Source organism: Rhodococcus sp. ACT016, assembly GCF_050477185.1.
Classification (GTDB): domain Bacteria; phylum Actinomycetota; class Actinomycetes; order Mycobacteriales; family Mycobacteriaceae; genus Prescottella.
Genome location: NZ_JBEAET010000001.1, coordinates 4,613,541 through 4,638,189 on the forward strand (window position 1 = coordinate 4,613,541; position 24,649 = coordinate 4,638,189).

The following is a 24,649-nucleotide window of genomic DNA, read 5'->3' on the forward strand; positions in this document are numbered from 1 at the left end:
TCACCCGCCTCTGGCGAGGTACGCGGCGAGCACGGGCCCGATCACCGCGAGGGAGTCGGGCTCGACCATGTCGTTGTGATCGCAGTCGACGGGACACTCGTCGATGCCGCCGGTGACGATCCGCCGCCACTCCTGCGGCGACCGGCGCTCCCCGTCCCGGTCACCGGCCGCGGGGAACGCCAGCAGGTTGCCGTCGAAAACCTCCGGGACGAAGCGGTGCACCAGCAGCCGCGAGTTCGCGTAGCCCTCGTTGATGCGCTCGAGGTGCTCGGCGGTGATGCCGTCCGGTATCCCGAAGTGGTCGTTGAACATTCGGGCCGCGGTCTCGTAGGTGAGATCCTGTGCGGTGGCCACGTCGAGCCCCAGCCCGCGCAGTAGCTCCACCAGGTCGAGGCGGTCCAGCAGCGGAGCGGAGCCGTCGTCGGGGTAGGCGTCCATGACCGCGAGCGTCCCGACCGCGAGCCCGCGACGCTGCAACTCGACCGCCATCGCATGTGCGAGGACCCCGCCGAGTGACCAGCCGAGCAGGTCGTAGGGCCCGCCGGGCGCGGCCGCGACCATCTCGTCGACGTACCGGGCGGCCAGGTCCTCGATCGAGGAGTGCCGCGATCCGCCGGCGATCGCCGGCAACTGCAGCCCGAACACCGGACGGTCCGCGGGCAGATATCGCAGCAGTCCGCCGTAACCCCACGACAGTCCGATCCCGGGGTGGACGCAGAACAGCGGTCGGCCCGAGCCACTCGCGCGCAGCGTGATCCGCGTAGCCAGGGCCTCGTCGATCCCGGCGGGCGCGACCGCGGTGATCCGTCCGGCCAGCCCGGCCGGTGTCGGATCGAGGAAGAGCGCCTGCAGCGGGACGGTCGAGCCGAGCCGCGTCCGCAGATCGGCCACCACCCTGGTCGCCGACAGCGACGTTCCACCGAGGTCGAAGAAGCTGTCGTCCACCCCGACCCGTCCGACGCCCAGCACGTCGGTGAACGACTGCACCACCGCCGACTCGACCGGGCCGTCGGGGTCGCGGGACACCGCGGACGCGGACGACAGGAATGCCGGTTCGGGCAGCGCGTCGCGGTCCAGCTTGCCGGTCGGGGTCAGTGGGATGCGGTCCAGGACGGTGACGGACGCGGGCACCATGTACGCCGGGAGGGTCCGCGCGACGGCGCGACGAAGGTCGTCGGAGCGAACGCCGGCGTCGTCGGTACGGACGTACGAGCAGAGCAGCATGTTGCCGGCCGGGCCGGGTCGCGCGAGGGTCACGGAGAACCCGACGTCCGGCTGCGCGGTGAGCACCGCGTCGATCTCCCCCGGTTCGATCCGGAACCCGCGCACCTTGACCTGGAAGTCGCTTCGGCCGATGTACTCGATCGTTCCGTCCGACCGCCAGCGCACCAGATCTCCTGTGCGGTAGAGCCGTTCGCCGGGGCGGCCCCACGGGTTCGCGACGAAGCTGGACGCGGTGAGGCCCGGGCGGCCGTGGTATCCCCGCGCCAGCGCCGGTCCCGCGATGTAGAGCTCGCCGACCACGCCGCGGGGCACGGGATGCAGGCACGCGTCCAGCACCAGTTCGGTGACGCCGCGGATCGGGCCGCCGAAGGTGACCGGCTCGCCGGGGCGCATCGGGGCGCTGATGTTGGCCATGATGGTCGTCTCGGTGGGGCCGTACGCGTTGAGCATCGTGCGCCCGGGCGCCCAGCGCGCCGCCAGCTCGGGCGGACACGGCTCCCCGGCGACGACGAGTGTCCGCAGCGAGTCCTGGCCCACCGGGTCCACCGACGCGAGCGTGGTCGGCGTCACGAATCCGTGTGTCACCCGGTTCGTTTCGAGCAGCGAGCCCAGCTCGGTACCGCCGTAGACGCCGGTGGGGACGACGACCATCGTGGCGCCGGCGCTGAGCGCCATCACGGTTTCGAAGACCGCGGCATCGAAGCTGGGCGACGCGAAGTGCAGGGTCCGGGCACCGGGGACCACCGCCAGGTGGTCACGTTCCTCGATGGCGAGATTCGCGAGCCCACGGTGGGTCAGCACGACGCCCTTGGGGGTTCCGGTCGAACCCGACGTGTAGATCAGGTATGCGGGGTGGTCCGCGTGCACGGGGCCGATCAGATCCGCGGCGGTCACCGGGGCGGACGACAGGGCGTCGATCGCGGCGGCCGTCGCGGGCTCGTCGAGCACCGTCCAGTCGACCGCGTCGGGCAGCCTCTCGCGGCACCCCCGGGCCGTCACACCCAGCGCCGCACCGGAATCGGTGAGCATCAGCGTGATCCGCGCCGACGGATAGTCTGGGTCGACGGGCACGAACGCCGCTCCGGTCTTGGCGACCGCCCACAGCGCCAGCACCGAGTCCGGCGAGCGGGACAGACCGAGCGCCACGTACGTTTCGGGCCCCGCCCCCAGTCCGATCAGGTAGCGCGCCAGCCTGTTCGAGTGCGCATCGAGTGCGCCGTAGGCCGTCGGGGTGCCGTCGTACGTGACGGCCACCGCGGCGGGATCGCGCGCTGCCGCCGATGCGAGCAGATCGGTCAGCATCACCGGTGCCGCCTCCGGCCCGCCCCGCGCCGGAGCGAGTCCGGTCAGTTCACCGGCGGCGAGGATCTCGAGATCACCGACGGCCCGCTCGGGGTCGACGAGCGCGGACTCGAGGATCCGCACGAAGCGCTCCGCGAAGCCGCGCACGGTCTCCGGATCGAACAGGTCGGTCGCGAAGGCGATTTCGCCGGCGATGCCGGCGGATGCACCGGCCTCGTCGAACTGCTCCGTGACGACGACCTCGAGATCCCCCTTGATCATCTCGGCACCCGCCGACATGCCTTCCAGGCTCAATCCCGGCAGCGCGAGCCGGGTGCCGACGCCGTCCTGGAACTCGAGGGCCACCTGGAACAGCGGCGAGTACGCGGTAGATCGGGCGGGGGCGAGTTCCTCCACCACCCGCTCGAACGGCACGTCGGCATGACCGAAGGCACCCAGATCGATCTCCCGCACCAGATCCACCAACTGCGCGAACGACTGCCGTGCATCGATCCTCGTGCGCAGTGCCAGGGTGCCGACGAACATGCCGACGAGGTTGTCGAGGATGCGCTCGCCACGGCCGGCGATCGGCGTCCCGATGACGATGTCGTCGGTGTCGCCGAGGCGGCTGAGCACGACCGCGAGACCCGCGTGGATCGCCATGAACAGGCTCGCAGCGCGACCGCGGGCGAACAACTGGAGTCGACGGTGCAGGTCCGCGTCGATCATGAACTCGACCCGCCCGCCGCGGAACGACTGTTGGATCGGGCGCGGCCGGTCCGTGGGCAGCCCCAACAGGTCCGGCGCGCCGGACAGCGTCCGGGTCCAGTACGCGAGCTGTCGCGCCAACAGCGACCGCGGGTCGTCGGCATCACCGAGCAGGTCCCGCTGCCACAGGGTGTAGTCGGCGTACTGCACCGGCAATGCCGCCCAGTCCGGGCGATGCCCGGCGGCCCGGGCCGCGTACGCGCGCATCAGGTCCGTCGCGAGCGGCCCCGCGGAGTATCCGTCGATCAGGATATGGTGGGCGACGAGCACCAGGACGTGGGTGTCCGGGTCGATCGCGAACAGTTCCCCTCGTACCGGAACCTCTTCGGTCACATCGAATCCGGTGGTCGCGACGGCACGTACGCGGTCGCGCAGCTCGGACTCCGCGACGGGGATCGGTTGAAGGACGATTCCGGGGCCCGCGGATGCGCGGACGTCCTGCACCGGTCCGGCGTCACCGATCGGGAACGCGGTACGCAACGCCTCGTGCCGGTCGATGACGTCGAGCACCGCGGCGGCGAGAGCTGCCGTGTCCAGGGCACCACCGAGTCGGATCACCATCGGCACGTTGTATGCCGCGGAGGACGGGTCGTACTGGTTGATGAACCACATCCGTTGCTGCGCCGCCGACAGCGGCACCCGGGCCGGGCGCTCGGCAGGCTCGAGGACGGGCCGACCGGACGGCCCGGCGCCCTCGTGCTCGATCCGCTCGGCCAGCGCGACAGCGGTGGGTGCCTCGAACAACGCGCGCACCCCGAGATCGATGCCGAGGGCCTCACCCAGCCGGGCGACGGCGCGGGTCGCGGACAGCGAGTTGCCGCCCAGATCGAAGAAGTTGTCGGCGGCACCCACCCGGTCGGCACCGAGGACGTCGGCGAAGACCTCCGTCACAGCCTCCTCCACCGGGTTCGTCGGCGCCCGGAAGACCGTTGGCGCTGTGCCGAATTCAGGCTCGGGCAGCGCGCGTCGATCGAGCTTGCCGACCGGTGTCAGCGGGATGGTGTCGATCACCTCGACGGCCGCGGGCACCATGTACTCGGGGAGAAGTTCCGCCAGCCGCGCGCGGAGGCCGTCGACGGTGACGGTGCACCCCGGGGCCGCAGCGACGTAGCTGACGAGCACCGTGTCACCGCCCGGTCCGCGCCGCCCCAGTGTGGCCGCGAAGCGCACGTCGGGGTGCGAGGTGAGTACGGCGTCGATCTCCCCGAGCTCTATCCGGAATCCACGGATCTTGACCTGGAAGTCGCTGCGGCCCCGGTACCCGAGCCTGCCGTCGGGGGTCCACGCGCCGACGTCGCCAGTGCGGTACATGCGTTCACCGGGCCCGCCGAAGGGGTTCGCGACGAACCGCGCGGCAGTCAGTCCGGGGCGCCGGTGGTAGCCGCGGGCGAGCCCCGGTCCCGAGATGTACACGTCACCCTCGACGTCGGCCGGCACCGGCTGCAGGCGGCCGTCCAGCACCGTCTCGGCGATACCCGGGATCGGCCCGCCCATCGTCAGACACGGCTGCCCGGTGTACTCCTCGATGTTGACGACGATGGTGGTCTCGGTGGGCCCGTACACGTTCAGCACGCGGCACTGCGTCAGCCAGTCGGTGGCGAGTTCCTGTTGCCACGACTCGCCGCCGATCAGCACGCACTCGAGGTCGTCGAGGCCCGAGGGGTCGACCGACGCGAGCGCGGCGGGGGTGATGAAGGCGTGCGTCACCCGCTGCTTACGCAGGACCGCAGTCAGTTCGGTGCCGCCGTAGACGGTGCGCGGAACGAGCACCATCGTCGCGGCGGCCGCGAAGCACAGCAGGTACTCGAGGAGCGAGACGTCGAAGCTGGGGGACGAGAAGTGCAGGGTCCGCGCGTCGGCGGTGACGCCGCTGCGCGCCCGCTGGACGTCCGCGTAGTTGGCGAGCCCGCGATGGGTGACCGTGACCGCCTTGGGGCGCCCCGTGGAACCCGAGGTGTAGATCAGGTACGCGGGGTGGTCAATGCGGATCGGGGCGGTGCGGTCGCGATCGGTCACCGGGGCCGACGACCGTGCCTCGCAGGCGCGCACGAAGTCGAGGTCGTCGAGCACCAGCCAGCGCACCCGGTCGGGCAACCGGGACCGGTGCGCGCGTGTGGTGACGCCGATGTCGGCGCCGCAGTCGTCGAGCATGTTCGTGACCCGCTCGGGTGGGTAGTCCGGGTCGACCGGGACGAACGCGGCCCCGGTCCGGGCCACCGCCCACACGGTGAGGACCGATTCGACCGAACGTGGAATACCTAGTACCACTGTAGATTCCGGACCGATGCCCAGACCGGCGAGCTGCCGCGCCAGCCGGTTGGACCGGCCGTCGAGTTCTCCGTAGGTCACCTCCCGCCCGTCACCGATGAGCGCGAGGGCCTCGGGATCCCGTGCCGCGGCGGCGTCGAATATCGAGGCGAGTGTGCGCGGCGCCGACCCGGGACACGTACCGACCGGGGCGAATTCGCGTCGCTCGGTGTCGGTGAGGAGGTCGAGCCCGGCGAGGCGGCGGTCCGGCTCGTCGGCAAAGGCGCGCAGAACCCGCAGCAGGCGCTCGGCGATGTCGGCGACCCACGGCTGCTCGAGCAGATCGGGACGGAACTTCATCGTCACCCGCAACCGGTCGGTGGCGGACGCGACGACACTGAGCGGGTAGTGCGCGGAGTCGCGGGCCTCGACACCCGCGATCCGGAAACCGTCCACCTCCGTGCCCGCGCTGCCACGAGCCGGGTACGACTCGAAAACGGTCAGCGTGTCGAACACCGCGCCCGGCCCGGCGGCCCGCTGGATGTCGACGAGCCCCACGTAGTGGTGGTCGAGCAGTGCCGTCTGTTCGGCTTGGACCCGGTCGAGCAGTTCGCCCAGAGTCTCGTAGGGATTCAGGCGAATCCGCACCGGAACGGTGTTGATGAACAGGCCGACGGCGGTCTCGACGCCGGGGAGGTCCGGCGGGCGCCCGGAGACGGTCGCGCCGAACACGACGTCGTCGCGACCCGTCAACAGTCCCAGCACGATCCCCCACGCCGACTGCACGAGGGTGCTCAGCGTGACGCCCCGGTCCCGGCTCAGGTCGCGCAGCCGATCGGTCGCTTCGGCGTCGAGCCGGTAGGTCAGATCGCGGGACTCGGTGTACCGGTCCGTCGTCGCCAACTCGGTCGTGATCAGCGTGGGATCGTCTGCCCCGGCAACGGCGTCCGTCCAGGCCCGCAACGCGGCAGCCTCGTCCCGGGCCGTGAGCCACCGCAGATAGCGGCGGTACGAGACCACCGGCGGCAATCCGGACGTGTCGCCGTCGGTGGCATACAGCGTGAACAGTTCCTCGAGCAGCAGCGGTGTCGACCAGCCGTCGAACAGCACGTGATGACTGGTGAACACCAGTCGGCCCACTCCGCCGAGCATGTGCACCAGCATGATTCGTACCAACGGCGCGTGCGCGACGTCGAACGGTGTCGCGCGGTCCGCGTCCAGCAATCCGGTGAAACGCGCGTCCGCGTCGGGCTCGCCGAGTCCGTCGAGGTCCACCTCGCTCCACGGCAGGTCCACCACGTCCTGCACCACCTGCACGATCTCGCCGCCCGCTCCGTGGGCGAAGGCCACGCGTAGGTTCGGGTGCCGGTCGAGCAGTGTCCGTCCGGCCCGCCGCAACCGCGCCACGTCCACCGTGCCGTCGAGTGTCAGGATCAGCTGCACCAGGTAGGCGTCGGCGGCGCCCTGCTCGGCCGCCGACAGTTCCGCGTGGAACAGCATGCCGCGCTGCGTCGGCGAGAGCGGCCACACGTCGCGCAGGCCGGGGTACCGGTGTTCCAGGCGGTCGATCGCCGGCTGGTCGAACCCGACCAGGTCCAGGTCCGACGGCGTCAGCCCGCCCGCGTCGGGAGTGCCCGCGTGTTCGACGAGCGCCTCGGCGGCACGAATCCACCACTGCGCCAGCCGCTCCACCTCGCCGGAGGTGAGGATCCCGCGCGGGTAGTCCCACGTGGCAGCGATCCGCGGTCCGTCCGGTCCGGGCACGGTGGCGGCGTTGACGTCGATCACCGCGGGCGCCGCCAGGTCGGGTGCGACCACCCCCCGCAGCCCGGAATCGTCCACGGGAAGCCATGTTCCGCCCGCGCTCGCCTCCGCGCCGCCGTCGAACCGGCCGAGGTAGTTGAAGCTGACCTCCGGGAGCGGCCGGGCAGCCAGCTCGGGCCGCGTGTCGTCGTTCAGATAGCGGAGCAGCCCGAATCCGATGCCGTGGTCGGGGATCGACCGCAGCGTCTCCTTGACGGTCTTGGTCACCGTGCCGGCGGGTGCGGCGCCGGACAGCGCGGAGTCGACGTCGATGCCCGACAGGTCGAACCGCACGGGATACAGCGATGTGAACCAGCCGACGGTGCGGGTCAGGTCGGCGCCGGGTAGCACCTGGTCCTCCCGGCCGTGCCCCTCCAGCGCGACCGACATGGTGTCGACGTCGACGCCGCGTTCGCGACGCCACCGCACCACCGCGAGCGCCAGCGCCGCCAGCAGGCCGTCGTCGACGGAGCCGTGGAAGACACGGGGGACGGTCGTGGTGAGCCCGCGGGTGACCGCGGCCGGAAGCTCGACCTCGACCCGGTCGGCGGTGGCGCCGACGTCGACCCGTGGATCCAGTCGGCGCGCACCGAGGCACGGCCCCGCCGGATCGGTCATGGACCGCCACAGCCCGAGTTCGCCGTCCCGGTCCCGGGCCGCGGACGCGAGCCCGTCCGCCCACGTCCGCATCGACGTGCCGACCGGTTCGAGTGCCGGGTCCTCCCCCGCGCCGGCCCGGGTGCACGCGGCGGCGAGGTCCGGGACCAGGATCCGCCAGGACACCCCGTCGATCGCCAGGTGGTGGGCGACGACCAGCAGCCGAGCGCCGTCGGACGCGGTGAACCACACGAGCTGGATCATGCTGCCGGAGAACGGGTCCAGCCGGTCCGCGGCCGCGTCCAGTGCGCCGCGCGCAAGCCGGGTGAAGTCCGGGCCGTGCACCGACGCGACCGGGAGCGACCGCACGAGGGACCCGGCGTCGACCGCACCGGGAGGCCGCACCGTCACCCGCCAGCCGGTGCGGGAGCGCTCGTCGCGGCGCAGCAGCGCCCGCAGCATGTCGTGGCGGTCGAGCACCGCAGCGGCACCCGCGGCCAGGGCCGTGGGATCGAGGTCGGGTGGCACGTCCAGCAGCACCGACTGCGCGTATCGGCCGAAGTCGCCGGAGCGCTCCGCGAGCCAGCTGACGATGGGGGTCGTCACGACGTCGCCGACACCGCCGCCCGGCAGTTCCGGCAGCGGTTCGACGCCGTGCCGGTCGACTCGGGTGGCCACGTCGGCGAGCCGGGCGACGGTGCGGCACTCGAACACGTCGCGCGGGGTGATCGCCACCCCGGCGGTCTTCGCGCGCGAGACCACCTGGATGGACATGATCGAGTCGCCGCCGAGCCCGAAGAACGAGTCGTCGACCCCCACCGTCGGGGCGCCGAGCACGTCCGCGAACAGATCGGCGAGGATGCGCTCGACGTCGGTCGCGGGCGGGCGGCCCTGCCCGCCGACGACCCGCGGGTCCGGCAGTGCGGCGCGGTCGATCTTGCCGTTCGGGGTCAGGGGAAACTCCGCGAGCACCGTCACGGCGGACGGCACCATGTACGACGGCAACCGTTGCGCGGCCGTCGCGGTCACGGTCTCGGCGGTGACCGACGCTCCCCTCGCCGGGACGACGTACCCGAGCAGGCGGGACGCGCCGGCGGATTCTTCGCGGGCGAGCACCACCGCCGATTCGATGCCCGGCACCGCGACCAGCACGGCCTCCACCTCGCCCGGCTCCACCCGGAAGCCCCGCACCTGCACCTGGAAGTCCGTGCGCCCCAGGTACTCGAGGTCGCCGGTCCCGGTCCACCGGACCCGGTCTCCCGAACGGTACATCCGCTGCGACGGGGCGAACGGATCGGCCACGAACCGCGACGCCGTCAGGTCCGGCCGGTACCGGTAGCCCCGCGCCACCTGCGGGCCCGACACGTACAGCTCGCCCACGACGCCCACCGGCACCGGGTGCAGTCGATCGTCGAGGACCCGCAGACCGATCCCGGGGAGCGTCGCACCGATCACCGAGCCCGCGGTCCGGGCGGCACCGACCTCGGCGGCGGTGATCCGGTGCCACGTGACGTGCACGCACGTCTCGGTGATTCCGAACATGTTGATCAGCTGGGGGCGGTCGTCGCCGCGGCGGTCCACCCAGTCGGCCAGCCGCGCCGCGTCGAGCGCCTCGCCGCCGAACACCACCCGGCGCAGCGGAAGATCGCGTCCGGCCCCGGCGTCGGCTCGGGCCAGTTGGTAGAACGCCGAGGGCGTCTGGCTGAGCAGCGTCACCGACTCGGAGCACAGCAGGTTCAGCAGATCGTCCGGCGACCGCGCGGTGTCGTGGTCGACGACCACGACGCGTCCACCGAATCCGATGGCGCCCCAAACTTCCCAGACCGCGAAGTCGAACGCGTAGGAGTGGAACATCGTCCACACGTCGGTGTGGTCGAAGCCGAGGACGTCCCGGGCACCGGTCAGCAGGGTCACGACGTTGCGGTGGGTGACGACGACGCCCTTGGGTCGCCCGGTCGATCCGGACGTGTAGATCACGTAGGCCGCCGAGTCGGGGCGTAGTGGGCGGGTGCGCTCGGCGTCGGTGACGGGCCCCGCCGGGCATACGCTGATCCGCGCGCGGACGTCCGGCGCATCGAGTCGGACCACCGGAACGTCCTCGGGCAGGGCGGCATCCGTGATCCGGTCGGCCGAGGCGCCGTCGGTCAGGACGCACACCGCCCGCGCATCCTCGACGACGAGACCGATGCGTTCGAGTGGGTAACTCGGGTCCACCGGCAGGTAGGCCGCACCGGCCCGGACGATCCCCACCAGGGTGGTGACCAGGTCCACCGACCGCGCCATCGCGACGGCCACCACCGACTCCTCGCCGATACCGCGGTCGATCAGCCAGCGCGCCAACCGGTTCGATCGCTCGTCGAGGTCCCGGTAGGTAATCCGGACGTCACCGCCGACGACCGCCACGGCGCCGGGTGCCGTGGCCGCCGCGGCGGCGAACAGGTCGGTCAGGGTGCCGCCGACGGCCACCGGTTCCGCGGACGTGACGCGCTGCTCGGTCAACTCGATGTCGCCCACCGGAATCGACGGATCGGACGCGACGGCCGCGAGCAGCCGGGACAGCATGGTGGCCAGCGCGGCCACGGTCGTGTCGTCGAACACGTCGGTCGCGAAGGCGATCTCACCGGACAGTCCGTTCGGCGCACCGGATTCGTCGGCCGACTCGCCGATCCCGAACTGCAGGTCGAACTTCGCCTCCCCGGTGTCGACATCGAGGGACTCGACCGTGAGCCCCGGCAGCGGACCCCGGGGCGCTTCGACGTTCCGGTACTCGAGCAGCACCTGGAACAGCGGGGCGTAGGACGTGTTGCGGGCGGCGCCGGAGCGGACGATCAGTCGCTCGAACGGCAGGTCCGCGTGCGCGAACGCGTCGACGTCGACCCCGCGGACGTGGTCGAGGACGCTCGTGAACGGGGCGGCCGGATCGATCTCGGTGCGGAGGGCGAGCGTGTTCACGAACATGCCGACGACGTCGTCCAGTTCGGCCTCACCGCGCCCGGCCACCGGTGTGCCCACCACTATGTCGCGGTCCTGTCCGATCCGGGACAGCAGCACCGCCAGGGCCGCGTGCACCACCATGAAGATGGTCGAATCATGCCGGCCGGCAAGCGAGGCCAGCGCCCGGCGCACGTCTTCGCCCACCCGGAGCGGCACGCGTCCACCGCGGGTCGACCGCCGGACGCCTCGTGGACGATCGAGCGGCAGCGTCGTCACCGGCGGCGCGCCGGCCAACCGGTCGAGCCAGTACGACTCCTCGCGGGCGAGCCGCGACGACGGATCGGCGGGATCGCCGAGGGCCTGCCGCTGCCACAGCGCATAGTCGGCGTACTGCACACGGAGGGGAGCCCAGTCGGGCGCGCGGCCCGCGGCCCGCGCCGCGTAGGCGGTCGCGACGTCGCGGGCGAGCGGGCCGATCGAGAAGCCGTCGGCGACAATGTGATGGACCACCAGCACCAGCACGTGGACGTCGGTTTCGAGCCGCAGGACCCGCACCCGCACCGGGACTTCCCGGGCGACGTCGAATCCTGCGGTGATCAGTTCGGCGATCCGGGCGTCGAGGTCGGCGGACCGCACGGGTTCCGGCGCGAGGTCGCCCACGACGTCGTCCACCGGGACGGTCACCTGGGACGGGCCCGAAGGAGACGACGGGAACACCGTCCGCAACGACTCCTGCCGCCGCACCACGTCGACGAGCGCGGCGCGCAGTGCCGCGGCGTCGAGCGTCCCCGTCAGGCGCAGCACCATCGGGACGTTGTAGGTGGCCGATGCGGGCTCGAACTGGTCGATGAACCACATCCGCTCCTGTGCCCACGACAGCGGTATTCGTTCCGGTCGCACCGCGGCCCCCGGCCGTGCCGCAACCTCGCCGCGCGTCCGGCCCGCCCGGGCCGCGAGTCGCCCCGCGGTCCCGCACTCGAACAGGTCGTGCACGTCGATCCGCACACCGAGCGCGCGGTTGATCCGCGCGACCGCCCGCGTCGCGCTCAGCGAGTTCCCGCCGAGCTCGAAGAAGTTGTCGTCCACCCCCACCCGTCGGGCGCCGATGACATCCGCGAACACCGCCGCCACCCGTTCCTCGGCGGGCGTGCTCGGGGCCCGGAATCTCGGTGCCGTCGACGCGAAATCGGGCTCGGGCAGCGCGTCGCGGTCGAGCTTCCCGACCGGGGTGAGCGGGAGGTCGTCGAGGACCACGATCGTGTTCGGCAGCATGTGGGCGGGCAGCCGCCGGGCCGCGAACTCGGTGAGCTCCGCGCTGTCCACGCCGCGGTCGCCGGACAGCACCACGTACGACACGAGCAGCGGGTCGCCGCCCGCACGGCGCCGCCGGGCGACGGTGACGGCGTGGGCCACCGCCGGGTGCTCCACCAGCACGGCCTCGATCTCTCCGAGCTCGATCCGGAAGCCCCGCACCTTCATCTGGAAGTCGGTGCGCCCCAGATAGTCCAGCGCACCGTCGGGCCGTCTGCGCACGATGTCGCCGGTGCGGTACATGCGTTCCCCGGGCGCCCCGACGGGACAGGCCACGAAACTTCCGGAGGTCAGGGCCGGCCGCCGATGGTAGCCACGGGCGGTGCCGATGCCCGCCACGTACAACTCGCCGGGTACCCCCGCAGGGACGGGACGCAGGAAGGCGTCGAGCACCGACAGGTTCGTTCCCCGGACCGGGGTTCCGATCGGAATGTCCGCACCGGGCACGAGCGGTGCGCTGATCGTGGTGAGCACGGTCGACTCCGTCGGCCCGTAGCCGTCGAGCATGGTGCGGCCCGGCGCCCAGGCCGCGACGAGTTCCGTCCCGACGGCGTCGCCGGCGACCACGAGGACCGCCAGCGCGTCGAGGCGTTCCGGTTCGACGGTGGCGAGCGCCGCGGGGGTGATGCAGGCGTGCGTGATCCGCTCGGCGGCCAACAATTCGGCCAGCGGCGTCCCGCCGAACACGTCCGGCGGCGCGACGACGAGAGTGGCCCCGGCCGCGCCCGCCTGCAGCAACTCGAGCAGCGCGACGTCGAAGCTCGGGGAGCAGATATGCAGACACCGCGCCGAACTCGGGACGGGGTAGCGGCTGTGCTGCTCGTCCAGCAGGCTCGCCAGGCCGCGGTGGGTGACGGCCACGCCCTTGGGTCGTCCCGTCGAGCCCGACGTGTAGATCAGGTACGCGACGTCGTCGACGCGCACGGGCCGGGTCCGGTCGCGGTCGGTGACCGTGGCCCCGGACACCGCGCCGTCGCCGGCACCCAGGTCGCCCGGCACCAGCCAGCAAACCGTGTCCGGCAGGGCGGTCCGAGCCGATGCCGACGTCACGCCGACGGTTGCCCCGGAGTCGGCCAGCATGTGCTCGATCCGCTCGCGCGGATAGGTGGGATCGACGGGGACGAACGCCGCACCTGTCTTCGCGACCGCCCACACCGCGAGCACCGATGCCGCCGAGCGGGGCAGCGCACACGCCACGACGTCGCCCGGTCCGGTGCCCGCACCGATCAGCAACCGTGCGAGCCGGTTCGACCGCTCGTCTAGGTCCCGGTACGTCAGGCGTGCGTCGGACGCCTCGACGGCGAGGCCACCCGGATTCGATGCGGCGCCGGCGCGCAGGATCTGCGGGAGCAGCCGCGGCCGCGACGGGTCGGCGCCGCGCACGACGGCGGCCGCACGCTCGGACGCCGACAGCAGATCGACGTCCGCGATCGGTCGTTCGTCGTCGATCATCTGGACGAGCGCGAATTGCAGTCGCTGCCCGAGCGATTCGACCCGGGCGGCGTCGAAGGCACCGGTTCGGTACTTCAACGTCACGTGCAGGCGGTCGGCGAGCCCGGCCATCAGGGTCAAGGGGTAGTGCGTGGCGTCGTGCCCGCGCACCGCGACCACGGAGAGCCCCGCAACATCCGTGCCGGTCTCCAGCGCGGATCGGTCCACCGGGTAGGACTCGAACACTGTCAGGGTGTCGAACACCGCGCCGGGACCGACCGCCTGCTGGATGTCCACGAGACCGGTGTGGTGATGGTCCATGAGTTCCGTCTGCTCGCGCTGCACGCGTTGCAGCAACTCCCCCACGGTTTCACGTGGATCCAACCGGACCCGCACCGGCAGGGTGTTGATGAAGAGCCCGATCGCCGACTCGATTCCCGGTACGTCCGGGGGCCGGCCCGACACGGTCGCCCCGAACACGACATCCGTTCGCCCGGTGAGCACTCCGAGGACCAACGCCCACGCCACCTGGACGACGGTGTTGGGGGTGACACCATGGCCGTGGGCGACGCGGGTCAGCGCCGTGGTGGCGGGTTGACTCAGAGCCAGTTCCACGGTGCGCGATTCGCCGCCGCGCTCCGCCGCGTCCGGCGCGGCGAGCAGCGTCGCATCCTCGACGCCGGCAAGCGAGCGACCCCAGGCCGCGAGGGCGGCGTCGCGGTCGCGGGTCGCCAGCCATGCCAGGTAGTCGCGGTAGTCGCCGGCCGGAGGCAGGGCGCTCGCGTCGCACCCGGTCGCGTACAGCGTCAGGAGTCGTTGCAGCAGAAGCGGTGTCGACCAGCCGTCGAGCAGGATGTGATGATGCGTCAGCAGCAGCCGATACGATCCGCGTCCGACGTGCACCAGCGTGAAACGCAGCAGCGGTGCCTGGTCCATCACGAAGGGCACGCCCTGGTCGTCGGCGAGTAGGTCCTCCCACCGACGCTCGACGCCGTCCGGCTCGTCGCCCGACAGGTCCACCTCGCGCCACGGCACCGACACGTCCGACTCGATCACCTGCAGCGTCGCGCCGTCGACGTCGTCGACGAAGCAGGCACGAAGGTTGGGATGGCGGTCGAGCAGCGTTCGACCCGCGTCCCGCAGCCGGTCTCGGATCGGTTCGCCCCGCAGCTCGATCACGAGCTGGACCACGTACGCGTCCGCCGTGTCCGCGGCCAGGTGCGCGTGGAACAGCAGTCCCGCCTGCAGCGGGCTCACCGGCCACACGTCCACCACACCGCGTCGGCCCGCCTCGAGCACGTCGATCCCGTGCTGGTCGAGGCGGACGAGATGCAGGTCCGACGGTGTCAGCCCGCCGGCGTCGGGCGTGCCCGCGTATACCGCCAGTCCGCGCAGCGCGCCCAGCCACAGGTCCGCGAGCCGGGAGACGTCGGCGCGGTCGAGCACCCCGGTCGGATAAGTCCACGACGCCTGCAGCACCGCACCGTCGGGCGCGGCGCCCACCCCCGCGGAGATGTCGACCGCGGCGGTCACCGGCATGTCCGGGTCCTGGGTGCCCCCGAGCCCGCCGGCCGACACCGGCATCCACGGAACGGATTCCGCGCGGTCGCCGTCCGGGCCGGCGAGACGGCCGAGATAGTTCAGAACGATCTGCGGCGAGGTGCACAGCCGACGTCCCTCGTCGCCGTCGAGTTCGGTGAGCAGTCCGTACCCGATGCCGTGATCGGGGACCGCCCGCAGGTGTTCCTTGACGCGCTTGACGGCGGCGCCCGCGGCGGGCCCACCGGCGTAGGCGTCGTCGACGTCGATCCCCGAAAGATCGGGCCGCACCGGGTGGATCGTGGTGAACCAGCCCACCGTCCGGCTCAGGTCGGCTCCCGCGACGGCACCTTCCTCGCGACCGTGCTGCTCGATCCCGAGCAGCGCGGGACCGTCGTCGCGGCCGCGTTCGGCACCCCACCGCGAAAGCGCCATCGCGAGCGCGGTGAGCAGGACGTCCTGGGCGCTGCCGTGGATCGCGGCGGGAAGATCCGTGAGCAGTGCCGCCGTGTCGGCGGCCGGCACGGCGATCCGAATCACGTCCGTCGTCGCGTACACGTCCCGCTCCGGGTCGAGCGCACGGCGGCCGACCGGTGCGTCGGTCGTGGCGACAATGTTCTCCCACAACGACTTTTCGGCGGTCCTGGCCGGGACGGCGTCATGGAGGGCGTACGCCCACCTCCGCATCGACGTGCCGACCGGATCCAGCACGGGACGCCGGCCCTCGGCGGCCTGCGCCCACGCCGCGGCGAGATCGGGCACGATCACCCGCCACGACACCCCGTCGACCACGGTGTGGTGGATGACGATCAGCAGACGGCCGGTGCCGCGCGGTCCGTCGAACCACACGAGTCGAACCATCCGGCCCACCGCGGGATCCAGTCGGTCGGCCGCCGCATCCAGCTGCGCGGCCGCGCACGTGTCGAACCTCTCGTCGAAGCCGCGCACCGCACAGCGGGTGAGTACGTCGCGGGCGTCGACGGCGCCGACCGGGAGAACCTCCATCCGCCAGCCGGATTCGTCGCCCACGAGCCGGGCCCGCAGCATGTCGTGCCGGTCCAGAACCGCCCGCGCCGCATCCACGAGATCCTGCTCCCGGAGATCGTGCGGGAGGTTCAGCAGCACCGACTGTGCGAAACGATCGATCCGTCCTTCCGCGCGGCGCAGCAGCCACGAGAGGATCGGTGTCCGCGGAACCTCCCCCACGCCACCGTCGGCGAACTCCGGAAGCTTCTCGGCCGCTTCCTCGTTCGAGACCGCAACCGCGGCCAGACCAGCGACGGTGCGACGGTCGAACACCTCTCGCGGCGTCACGGACACCCCGGCCGTCTTCGCCCGCGCGACCAGTTGGATCGACATGATGCTGTCGCCGCCCAGGTCGAAGAACGAATCGTCGACGCCCACCGTCTCGCGCCCCAGTACATCCGCGAACACGCGGGCCAGCGTCCGCTCGACGTCGGTGGCCGGCGACCGACTCCGCGAAATCTCGGTGCCGAACTCCGGTTCCGGTAGCCGCCCGCGATCGATCTTGCCGTGCACCGTCACCGGCATCCGGGAGAGCACCGTGATGTGGGACGGCACCATGTACGACGGCAGCCGGGTCGCGGCGGCGGCGTGCAGGTCCGCGGTGTCGACGTCGGCGCCGGCGGCCGGGACGACGTAGGCGACCAAGCGGTCGCCGATCCGGCCCACGTGGCGGACGTCGACCACGGCGTGCCCGACGTCCGGGTGCTGCGTCAGCACCGCCTCGATCTCGCCGAGTTCGATCCGGTACCCGTGGAGCTTGATCTGTCGGTCGCCGCGCCCGAGATACTCCAGCGTCCCGATGTCGCTCCACCGCACCCGGTCACCCGTGCGGTACATGCACTCGCCGGTCCCGCTGGGGTCGGCCACGAACCGGGCCGCGGTCAGCGACGGCCGACGGTGGTAGCCGCGGGCCAGCCCGGGACCCGCGAGGTACAACTCGCCGGGCGTACCGACCGGAACGGGCCGAAGCCGGTCGTCGAGCACCAACGCGTGGAAACCGCGGATCGGGCCGCCGATCGGCGCGGCGGTCCCGGGCGCCAGCGGGGCGCTGGTCGTCCCGATGACGGTGGTCTCGGTCGGCCCGTACGCGTTGAGCATCACGCGGCCGGGCGCCCAGCGATCGACGACGTCGGGTGGCAACGCCTCGCCGGCCGCGAGCACGCACCCGAGATGGTCGAGGCCTCCGGAATCGTCGCCGTCCGACGCCGTCGGGGTCATGGCCAGCGCGGTCGGCGTCATGACGCAGTGCGTCACCCGCTCGGACGACAGCAGATCGCGCAACTCCTCGCCGCCGTACACGGCGGGTGGGGCGATCACCATCGTCGCGCCCGCCCCGACCGCGAGCAGAAGTTCGAGCACGGACACGTCGAAGCTGGGCGACGTGACCTGGAGGACGCGGGACTCCGGGGTGGGCCGGCAGCGCTCGTGTAGATCCGCCGCGAAACTCGCGAGCCCCCGATGGGTGACGGCGACGCCCTTGGGGATGCCGGTGGATCCGGAAGTGTAGATGAGGTAGGCGACGTGCTCCGGGTGCAGGGGCGCCGCCCGTTCGGCGTCCCGGATCGGTCGATCGGACAACCCTGCATCGGAACGGTTCTCGTCGAGCACCCACCACGGAATGCCGTCGGGGAAGGAACCGCGGGACGCCCCGCTGGTGAGGCCCAGCGCGGCACCGGAGTCGCCGAGCATCAGCTCGATCCGGTCGGGTGGGTGGGCCGGGTCCACCGGCACGAACGCCGCACCCGCCTTCGCCGCCGCCCACAGTCCCACCAGGAGTTCGGGGCACCGCGCCATGCCCAGCGCCACCACCGATCCGGGGCCGATGCCCGCACCGATCATCCTGCGGGCCAGCCTGTTCGACGACCGATCGAGTTCGCCGTAGGTGATGTCCGCGCCGTCGTAGCGGATCGCGGGCCGCGCCGGATCCGCTCGCGCGGCGCCAGCCAGCAGTTCGGCGAGCGTGCGCGGCGCGATCACCGGATCGCCCCGAACCGGGAACAGTGCCGCCCGCTCGGTCGGGTCCAGGACGTCGACGTCGGCCACGAGGGTGTCGGGCGACGCCGTCGCCGCCTGCAGGATCCGCACGAAGCGTCCGGCGAACCGTCGGATGGATTCCGCCTCGAACAGATCGGTCGCGAAGATCAACCCGGCGGACATCCCGGCGGGCGCACCGTCGTCGTCGAATTCCTCGGCCACGCTCAGCTGCAGGTCGAAATCGACCGCTCCGCCCGCTCGCTCGAGCGGTTGCACCCGCAGACCGGGCAGATCGAGACCCGGATGCGTGACGGTGCGGAACTCGAGCATCACCTGGAACAGCGGCGAATGGGCCGTCGACCGGGGCGGATCCACCGCCTCGACGACCCGCTCGAACGAGACGTCGGCGTGCATGAAGGCGCCCAGGTCGGCGTCCCGGACCCTGTCCAGCAGACCCGCGAACGAGCACCCGGACACGTCGCAGCGCAGCACCAGCGTGTTGACGAACATGCCGACCATGTCGTCGAGCACCGCCGATCCGCGACCCGCGATCGGGGTGCCGACGGCGATGTCGTCGCTGCCGGCGAGCCGCGACAGCAGCACCGCGAGCGCCGCATGCACCACCATGAACACGCTCACGCCGCGCTCGCGGGCGAGGCGGACGACGCGCCGGTGCAGGTCGGCGGGAACCTCGAACTCGACGCGGTCGCCGCGCTGCGAGCGCACGTCGGGGCGCGGATGGTCCACGGGCAGGGCGAGCACGTCGGGCAAGTCCGCCAGTGCCTCGGTCCAGTAGGCGAGCTGGCGGGCCGACGGGGAGTTCGGGTCCGTCGCCTCGCCCAGCCAATCGTTCTGCCACAGTGCGTAATCCGCGTACTGGACGTCGAGCGTCGGCCACACCGGCGGCGTGGCGTCGTGCCTGGCGGTGTACGCGGCCGCGAGATCACGTGCCAGCGGGGTGAGCGAGAACCCGTCGGCCAGGATGTGATGGAGGACGATCGTCAGAACGTGCTCGGTGGCGGAGGTCCGGAACAGGACCGCCCGCAACGGGATCCGCTCCGTCACGTCGAACCCCTCGGCCATCAGCGCGTGCGCGCGGCGTCGCAGGTCGTCCTCGTTCTCGACGTCGACGACCTCGACGACGGTGTCCACCGACCCGACCGGCAGGATCTGCTGCCGCGGGCCGTGGTCGTCGAGCGGGTAGGTCGTGCGCAGCGATTCGTGCCGCGCCGCGACGTCCGCGACCGCGGCGAGCAGGGCCGGCTCGTCGAGTGCTCCGAACAACCGCAGCGATACGGTGATGTTGTATGCCGGTGAGGCGGTGTCGAACTGGTTGATGAACCAGATGCGTTGCTGTGCAGGAGACAGCGGAACGCGCTCGGGCCGCGGTCGCGCCACCAGCGGGGGTCGTGCGGCGCCGGCGGTCTCGGTGGCGCGCCGCGCGAGGCCCGACACCGTGGGCTCGTCGAACACGTCCCGGACGCCGAGCCCGACACCGAGGACGTCACCGATCCTCGCGGCCAGTTGCGCCGCGACGAGCGAGTTGCCACCGAGCGCGAAGAAGTCCGCGTCGGCGCCGACGCGCTCGATGCCGAGCAGTTCGCCGACGGTGGCGGCCACCGCCTCCTCGATCGGGGTGGCGGGTGCCTCGATCGGCCGATCCCCGGCCTCCGGTAACGGCAGCGCGGCGCGGTCGAGTTTGCCGTGGACGGTGGTCGGCAGCCGGTCGAGGACGACGATCGCCGACGGCACCATGTAGCTCGGAAGAATCTGCGCCGCTGCGTCCTTCACGAAGTCCGGATCGACGCTCCGGGACACGGGCACCACGTAGCCGAGGATCCGGGTGCCGGCCGGCCCCTCGTCGGCGATCGCGACGGCCGACGCCACCCCCGGCGCCGCGGTCAACGCCGACTCCACCTCCCCCAGCTCCACCCGGTAACCGCGGACCTGCACCTGGAAGTCGGACCGTCCCGCGAACCGGAGTGTCCCGTCGGCCGTCCAGGTGCCGAGGTCCCCGGTCCGGTACATCCGGCCGCCGGGGTCGAAGGGGTCGGCCACAAACCGGGCGGAGGTGAGCCCGGGTCGGTCGAGGTACCCGCGCGACAACTGCGCGCCGGAGACGTACAGCTCGCCCGTCACGCCGGGCGGCACCGGGTGCAGCCGGGGGTCGAGGACCCGCACCGCGAGCCCCGGCAGCGGGGTGCCGATCGACCCGGCCCGAGCCGGGTCGTTCGCGGCCGGGACCAGCCGGTCGTACGTGACGTGGACGCACGTCTCCGTGATGCCGTACATGTTCGTCAATCGCGGCGACGAGGGTGGGTGCCGCGCGAACCACGTGGACAGGTGCGCGGGATCCAGTGCCTCGCCGCCGAAGACGATGTGCCGCAGCGCCGTCGGTCCGCTGTCGCCGACATTCTCGGTGTCCTCTGCGGCCTGTCGGTCGGCCTCGGCCAGTTGTCGGAAGGCACTCGGGGTCTGGTCGAGGACCGTCACCCGTTCGCTGCGCAGCAGCCGGAGGAAGTCCCGGGGGGATCGCGCCGTGTCGTGGTCGACCATCACGACCGTGCCACCGTGCAGCAGGCATCCCCACAGCTCCCACACCGCGAAGTCGAAGGCGTACGAGTGGAACATCGTCCACACGTCTGTTGCGTCGAACCCGAACAGCGGCGCTGCCCGCTCGAGCAGCGTGGTGACGCTGCGGTGCGGCACCGCGACACCCTTGGGGCGCCCGGTCGATCCGGACGTGTAGATGACGTAGGCGATCGCATCGGGTTGCAGATACGGCCGATCCGCGCCGGTCACCGGGCCCGGCGATCGCGTGGCGACGTCGGCCCCCACCACCGGGTCGTCGAGGTCCACCACCGGAACCGGGTGCGCCACCGGGGCCAACCGCCGCGCGCCGATTGCGTCGGCGAGCACGCACGCGGGCGCCGAATCATCGAGCACGAAGGCGATCCGCTCGTCGGGGTAGTCCACGTCGACCGGGACGTACGCGGCGCCGGCGCCGACCACCCCGGCGAGCACCACCGGCAGGTTCACCGACCGGGACATCGCGACCGCGACCCGGTCCTCCGCCCCGATGCCGCGGTCGATCAGCCACCGCGACAACCGGTTCGATCGTTCGGCGAGCGTGCGATACGTGATCCGCTCGGGCCCGGCGACCACGGCGGTCGCATCGGGATGCACCGCCGATGCCCGGGCCAGCCGGTCCGGCAGCGTGGCAGCCACTCCGACCCGGTCGGCCCGGCGGGCCGACAGTGCACGTTCCGGATCGTCGGTGACCCTGACGTCCCCGACGACGGCGTCCCCGCTCGCAGCGACGGTCGTCAGGACCCTGACGAACCGCTCGACGAAGCGGGCGACCGTGTCCCGGTCGAACAGGTCGGTAGCGAAGCGCATGGCCGCCGTCAGGCCGGCCGGCGCGCCCGACTCGTCGACCCGCTCGCGCACGCTCAGCTGCAGCTCGAACTTCGCGACGGCCGAATCCACCTCGGTCACGTCGGCGTCCAGGCCCGGCAGTTCCACCGAGTCGGCCTCGGTGTTCTGCAACTCGAGCAGCACCTGGACGAGAGGCAGGTGCGCGGGCGAGCGCTCGGTTGCCAGCTCCTCGACGAGCCGTTCGAACGGCAATTCGGCGTTGGCGAGCGCCTCGAGATCGATCTCCCGCACGTGGTCGAGCAGATCGATGAACGAGACCCCCGGATCGACCTCGGTACGCAGGACCAGCGTGTTGACGAACATGCCCACCAGGTCGTCCAGTTCGGGCGTCGCACGCCCGGCCACCGGGGTGCCGATCGCGATGTCTCGACCGGCTCCGAGCCGGGACAGCAGCACGGCGAAAGCGGTGTGCAGCAACATGAACAACGTGCAGTCACGCGCACGGGCGAGACCGACCAGACGACGGTGGACGTCGGGGGCGACGACGAACGGGACCGCGTCCCCGGCCGGGGACATCACGGGCGGACGCGGGCGGTCGAGAGGGAGCGTGACGACCGGCGGCAGGTCGGCCAATCGCGTGGTCCAGTAGTGCAATCCGCGGGCGGCGACCGAGTCGGCGTCGTCCGGGTCGCCGAGCATCTCCGCCTGCCACAGTGCGTAGTCCGCGTACTGCAGCGGCAGCGGATCCCATCGGGGCGCCGAGCCGTCGCGGCGCGCGGCGTACGCGACCATCACGTCGCGTGCGAGCGGCACCATGGATTGTCCGTCCGCGGCGATGTGGTGCGCGACGACGGCGAGCACGTGCTCGCCGGGTGCGGTTCGGAAGAGCTTGATGCGCAGGGGAAGCTGCTCACGCACGTCGAATCCCACCGCGGTCTCGGCACGCACCGCGTCCCACAGATCGCTCCGGTCGACGTCGACCGGCCGGAGATCCGGCACGGCGTCGCCGGCGGGGACGATCACCTGACGCGGTCCGTCGGCGTCACACGGGAAGATCGTCCGCAGTGTCTCGTGCCGCTCGACGACGTCGGCGAGCGCCGCCTGCAGCGCGTCCGGATCGAGCCGCCCGGTCAGCGTCACCGCGAAGGGGATGTTGTAGACCGGTGACGCCGTGTCGAGTTGGTCGACGAACCACATGCGTTGCTGCGCCGCCGACAGCGGCAACCGGCCGGGGCGGTCGCGTCGTGTGGGTGCGGGTGGACCGGCGGCGCGCGCCGAGGTTCCGTCTTCGCCGATCGCCGACGCGACGTACCCCGCCAGCCGGCGCACGGTGGGCAGCTCGAACAGGTGGCGCACGGTCAGCGCCACGTGCAGCGTGGTGTTCAGCCGGGCCACGACCTTGGTCGCCACGAGGGAGTCGCCGCCCAGGTCGAAGAAGCTGTCCTGGGGGCCGACCCGACGGCCGGTGGCGAGGACGGCCGCGAACGTGTCGGCGATCGCCCGCTCGATCTCGGACTCCTGCTCCGACGGCGCGGCCGCGGAGCGGGCTCCGTCGACTCCCCCGGACACGGGCGTCTCTCCGACCGTGACCGACTCGGCCTCCGCCGCCACGTGTGGGCTCGGCGGCGAGGCGGCCGCGCGCAGGTCGGCCAGCGGCGTCTGCGGATCGGCGGCGACGAACTCCTCGAGCAGGTTGACGAACAGCCGGTGGAAGGCCCGCTGCTCGCCCGCACCGTACCGGTGCGGATTCGCCCGGAAATCGACGAACGTCTGTGCCGGCGTTCCGGATTGGTAGACATTGACCAGCAGGTCGTCGACCGGACCGGACGTGAGGATGCGGAACTCGGTCCGGAGGTCGCCCATCACGATCTCCGGATGGAAGAACATCACGTTCACGATCGGCGCCGACGGCTCCGCGCCGATGTCACGCAGGATGTCGGCGCGGCTGCAGCGCTGATGTCGCAGCGCGGCAACGAGTTCGAGCTGAACTCTGTCCGACAGCCCGGCGACGGTGTCGTCGCCGCCGACCTCCACGGGCAGCGGGAGGAGATTGACGGTCATTCCGCCGGAGCGGCGTAGCAGCGCCGTGGTTCGGGCCGAGACCGGGATGTTCACCAGCGCGTCCCGCCGGCCCGTCATCCGGCTCAGGTAGCACGCGAACGCGGCGATGATCCGCGCGGCCGCCGATGCCCCCGTCGCCTCCTGCCCCTCCGCCCGCTCAAGTGCACGGACCGTCCGGGCCGAGAGTGCCCCGCTCGCGAGTCGGCTCTCGGCGACCGGGGGCGCCGTCGACTCCGTCAGCGCGATTCCCCGCACGTCGGAAAGCGTTTCCGCCCAATACTGCCGGTCTGCCTGGTGGCGGCTGGACCCGCGGTATCGATCGTCGATGTCGAGAAGCGCGCGCAGGTCGACCGCACCCGGAGGATCGGGCTCGCGTCCCGCGAGCGCCGCGGTGTAGAGGTCGGCAATGCGGTAGAGCATGGTCGCGGCCCCGAAACCGTCGAGTGCGATGTGGTGACTTCGGCTGTACCACAGGAAATGTCGATCACCGATCTGGAGTATCGCGGTCTCGACCAGCCGGTCGACGGACAGATCGATCGGGGTCGCCATCTCACGCCGCATCCACTCCTGCGCGGCACCGACCGGGTCGCGCTCGGCGCGCAGATCCATGAGTCTGATCGAAGTGTCGCGTGCTGGATCGACGTATTGCTGCGGCTCGCCGCCGACCGTGACGACCCGCAGAAACGGCGACTGGAACTCACCGGCCGCACGGACGTTCGCGGCGCGCAGGAGGTCGATGTCGAGGGGACCATCGATCTCGACGTACTGCGCTATGAAGAGCGGGACGTCGGGCAGGAGTTGCTGCGCGAACCACAGGGCACGCTGTGCCTCCGACAGCGGGAATCTGGATCCGGTCGATTCGGCAATGCGAGATTCGGGACGACGTTCCGATGGTTCTGCGGAGTCCACGTATCGCCCCCAGAGAGGTCGGGTTCGCCGGACTTGTCCAGTGCGGCAGCTCGCACCACCGTCGTCGGGCGAACACTCCCTGAGGCGGAAGCCGTCCACGACGGGCAGCGCCTATGTGTGAGTATCCGCTCACCGCGCAATACGGTCCAGATCGGCAGGTCAGACG

1 protein-coding gene is annotated in these 24,649 nt (G+C 71.8%); it reads right to left on the reverse strand.

Annotation, left to right across the window (positions count from 1 at the left end):
• Positions 1–24,483 (reverse strand): non-ribosomal peptide synthase/polyketide synthase, encoded by a 24,483-nt coding sequence (locus ACQ5DX_RS21210; RefSeq protein ID WP_430334452.1) that lies wholly within the window; start codon positions 24,481–24,483, stop codon positions 1–3.
• Positions 24,484–24,649: the final 166 nt, after the last annotated feature.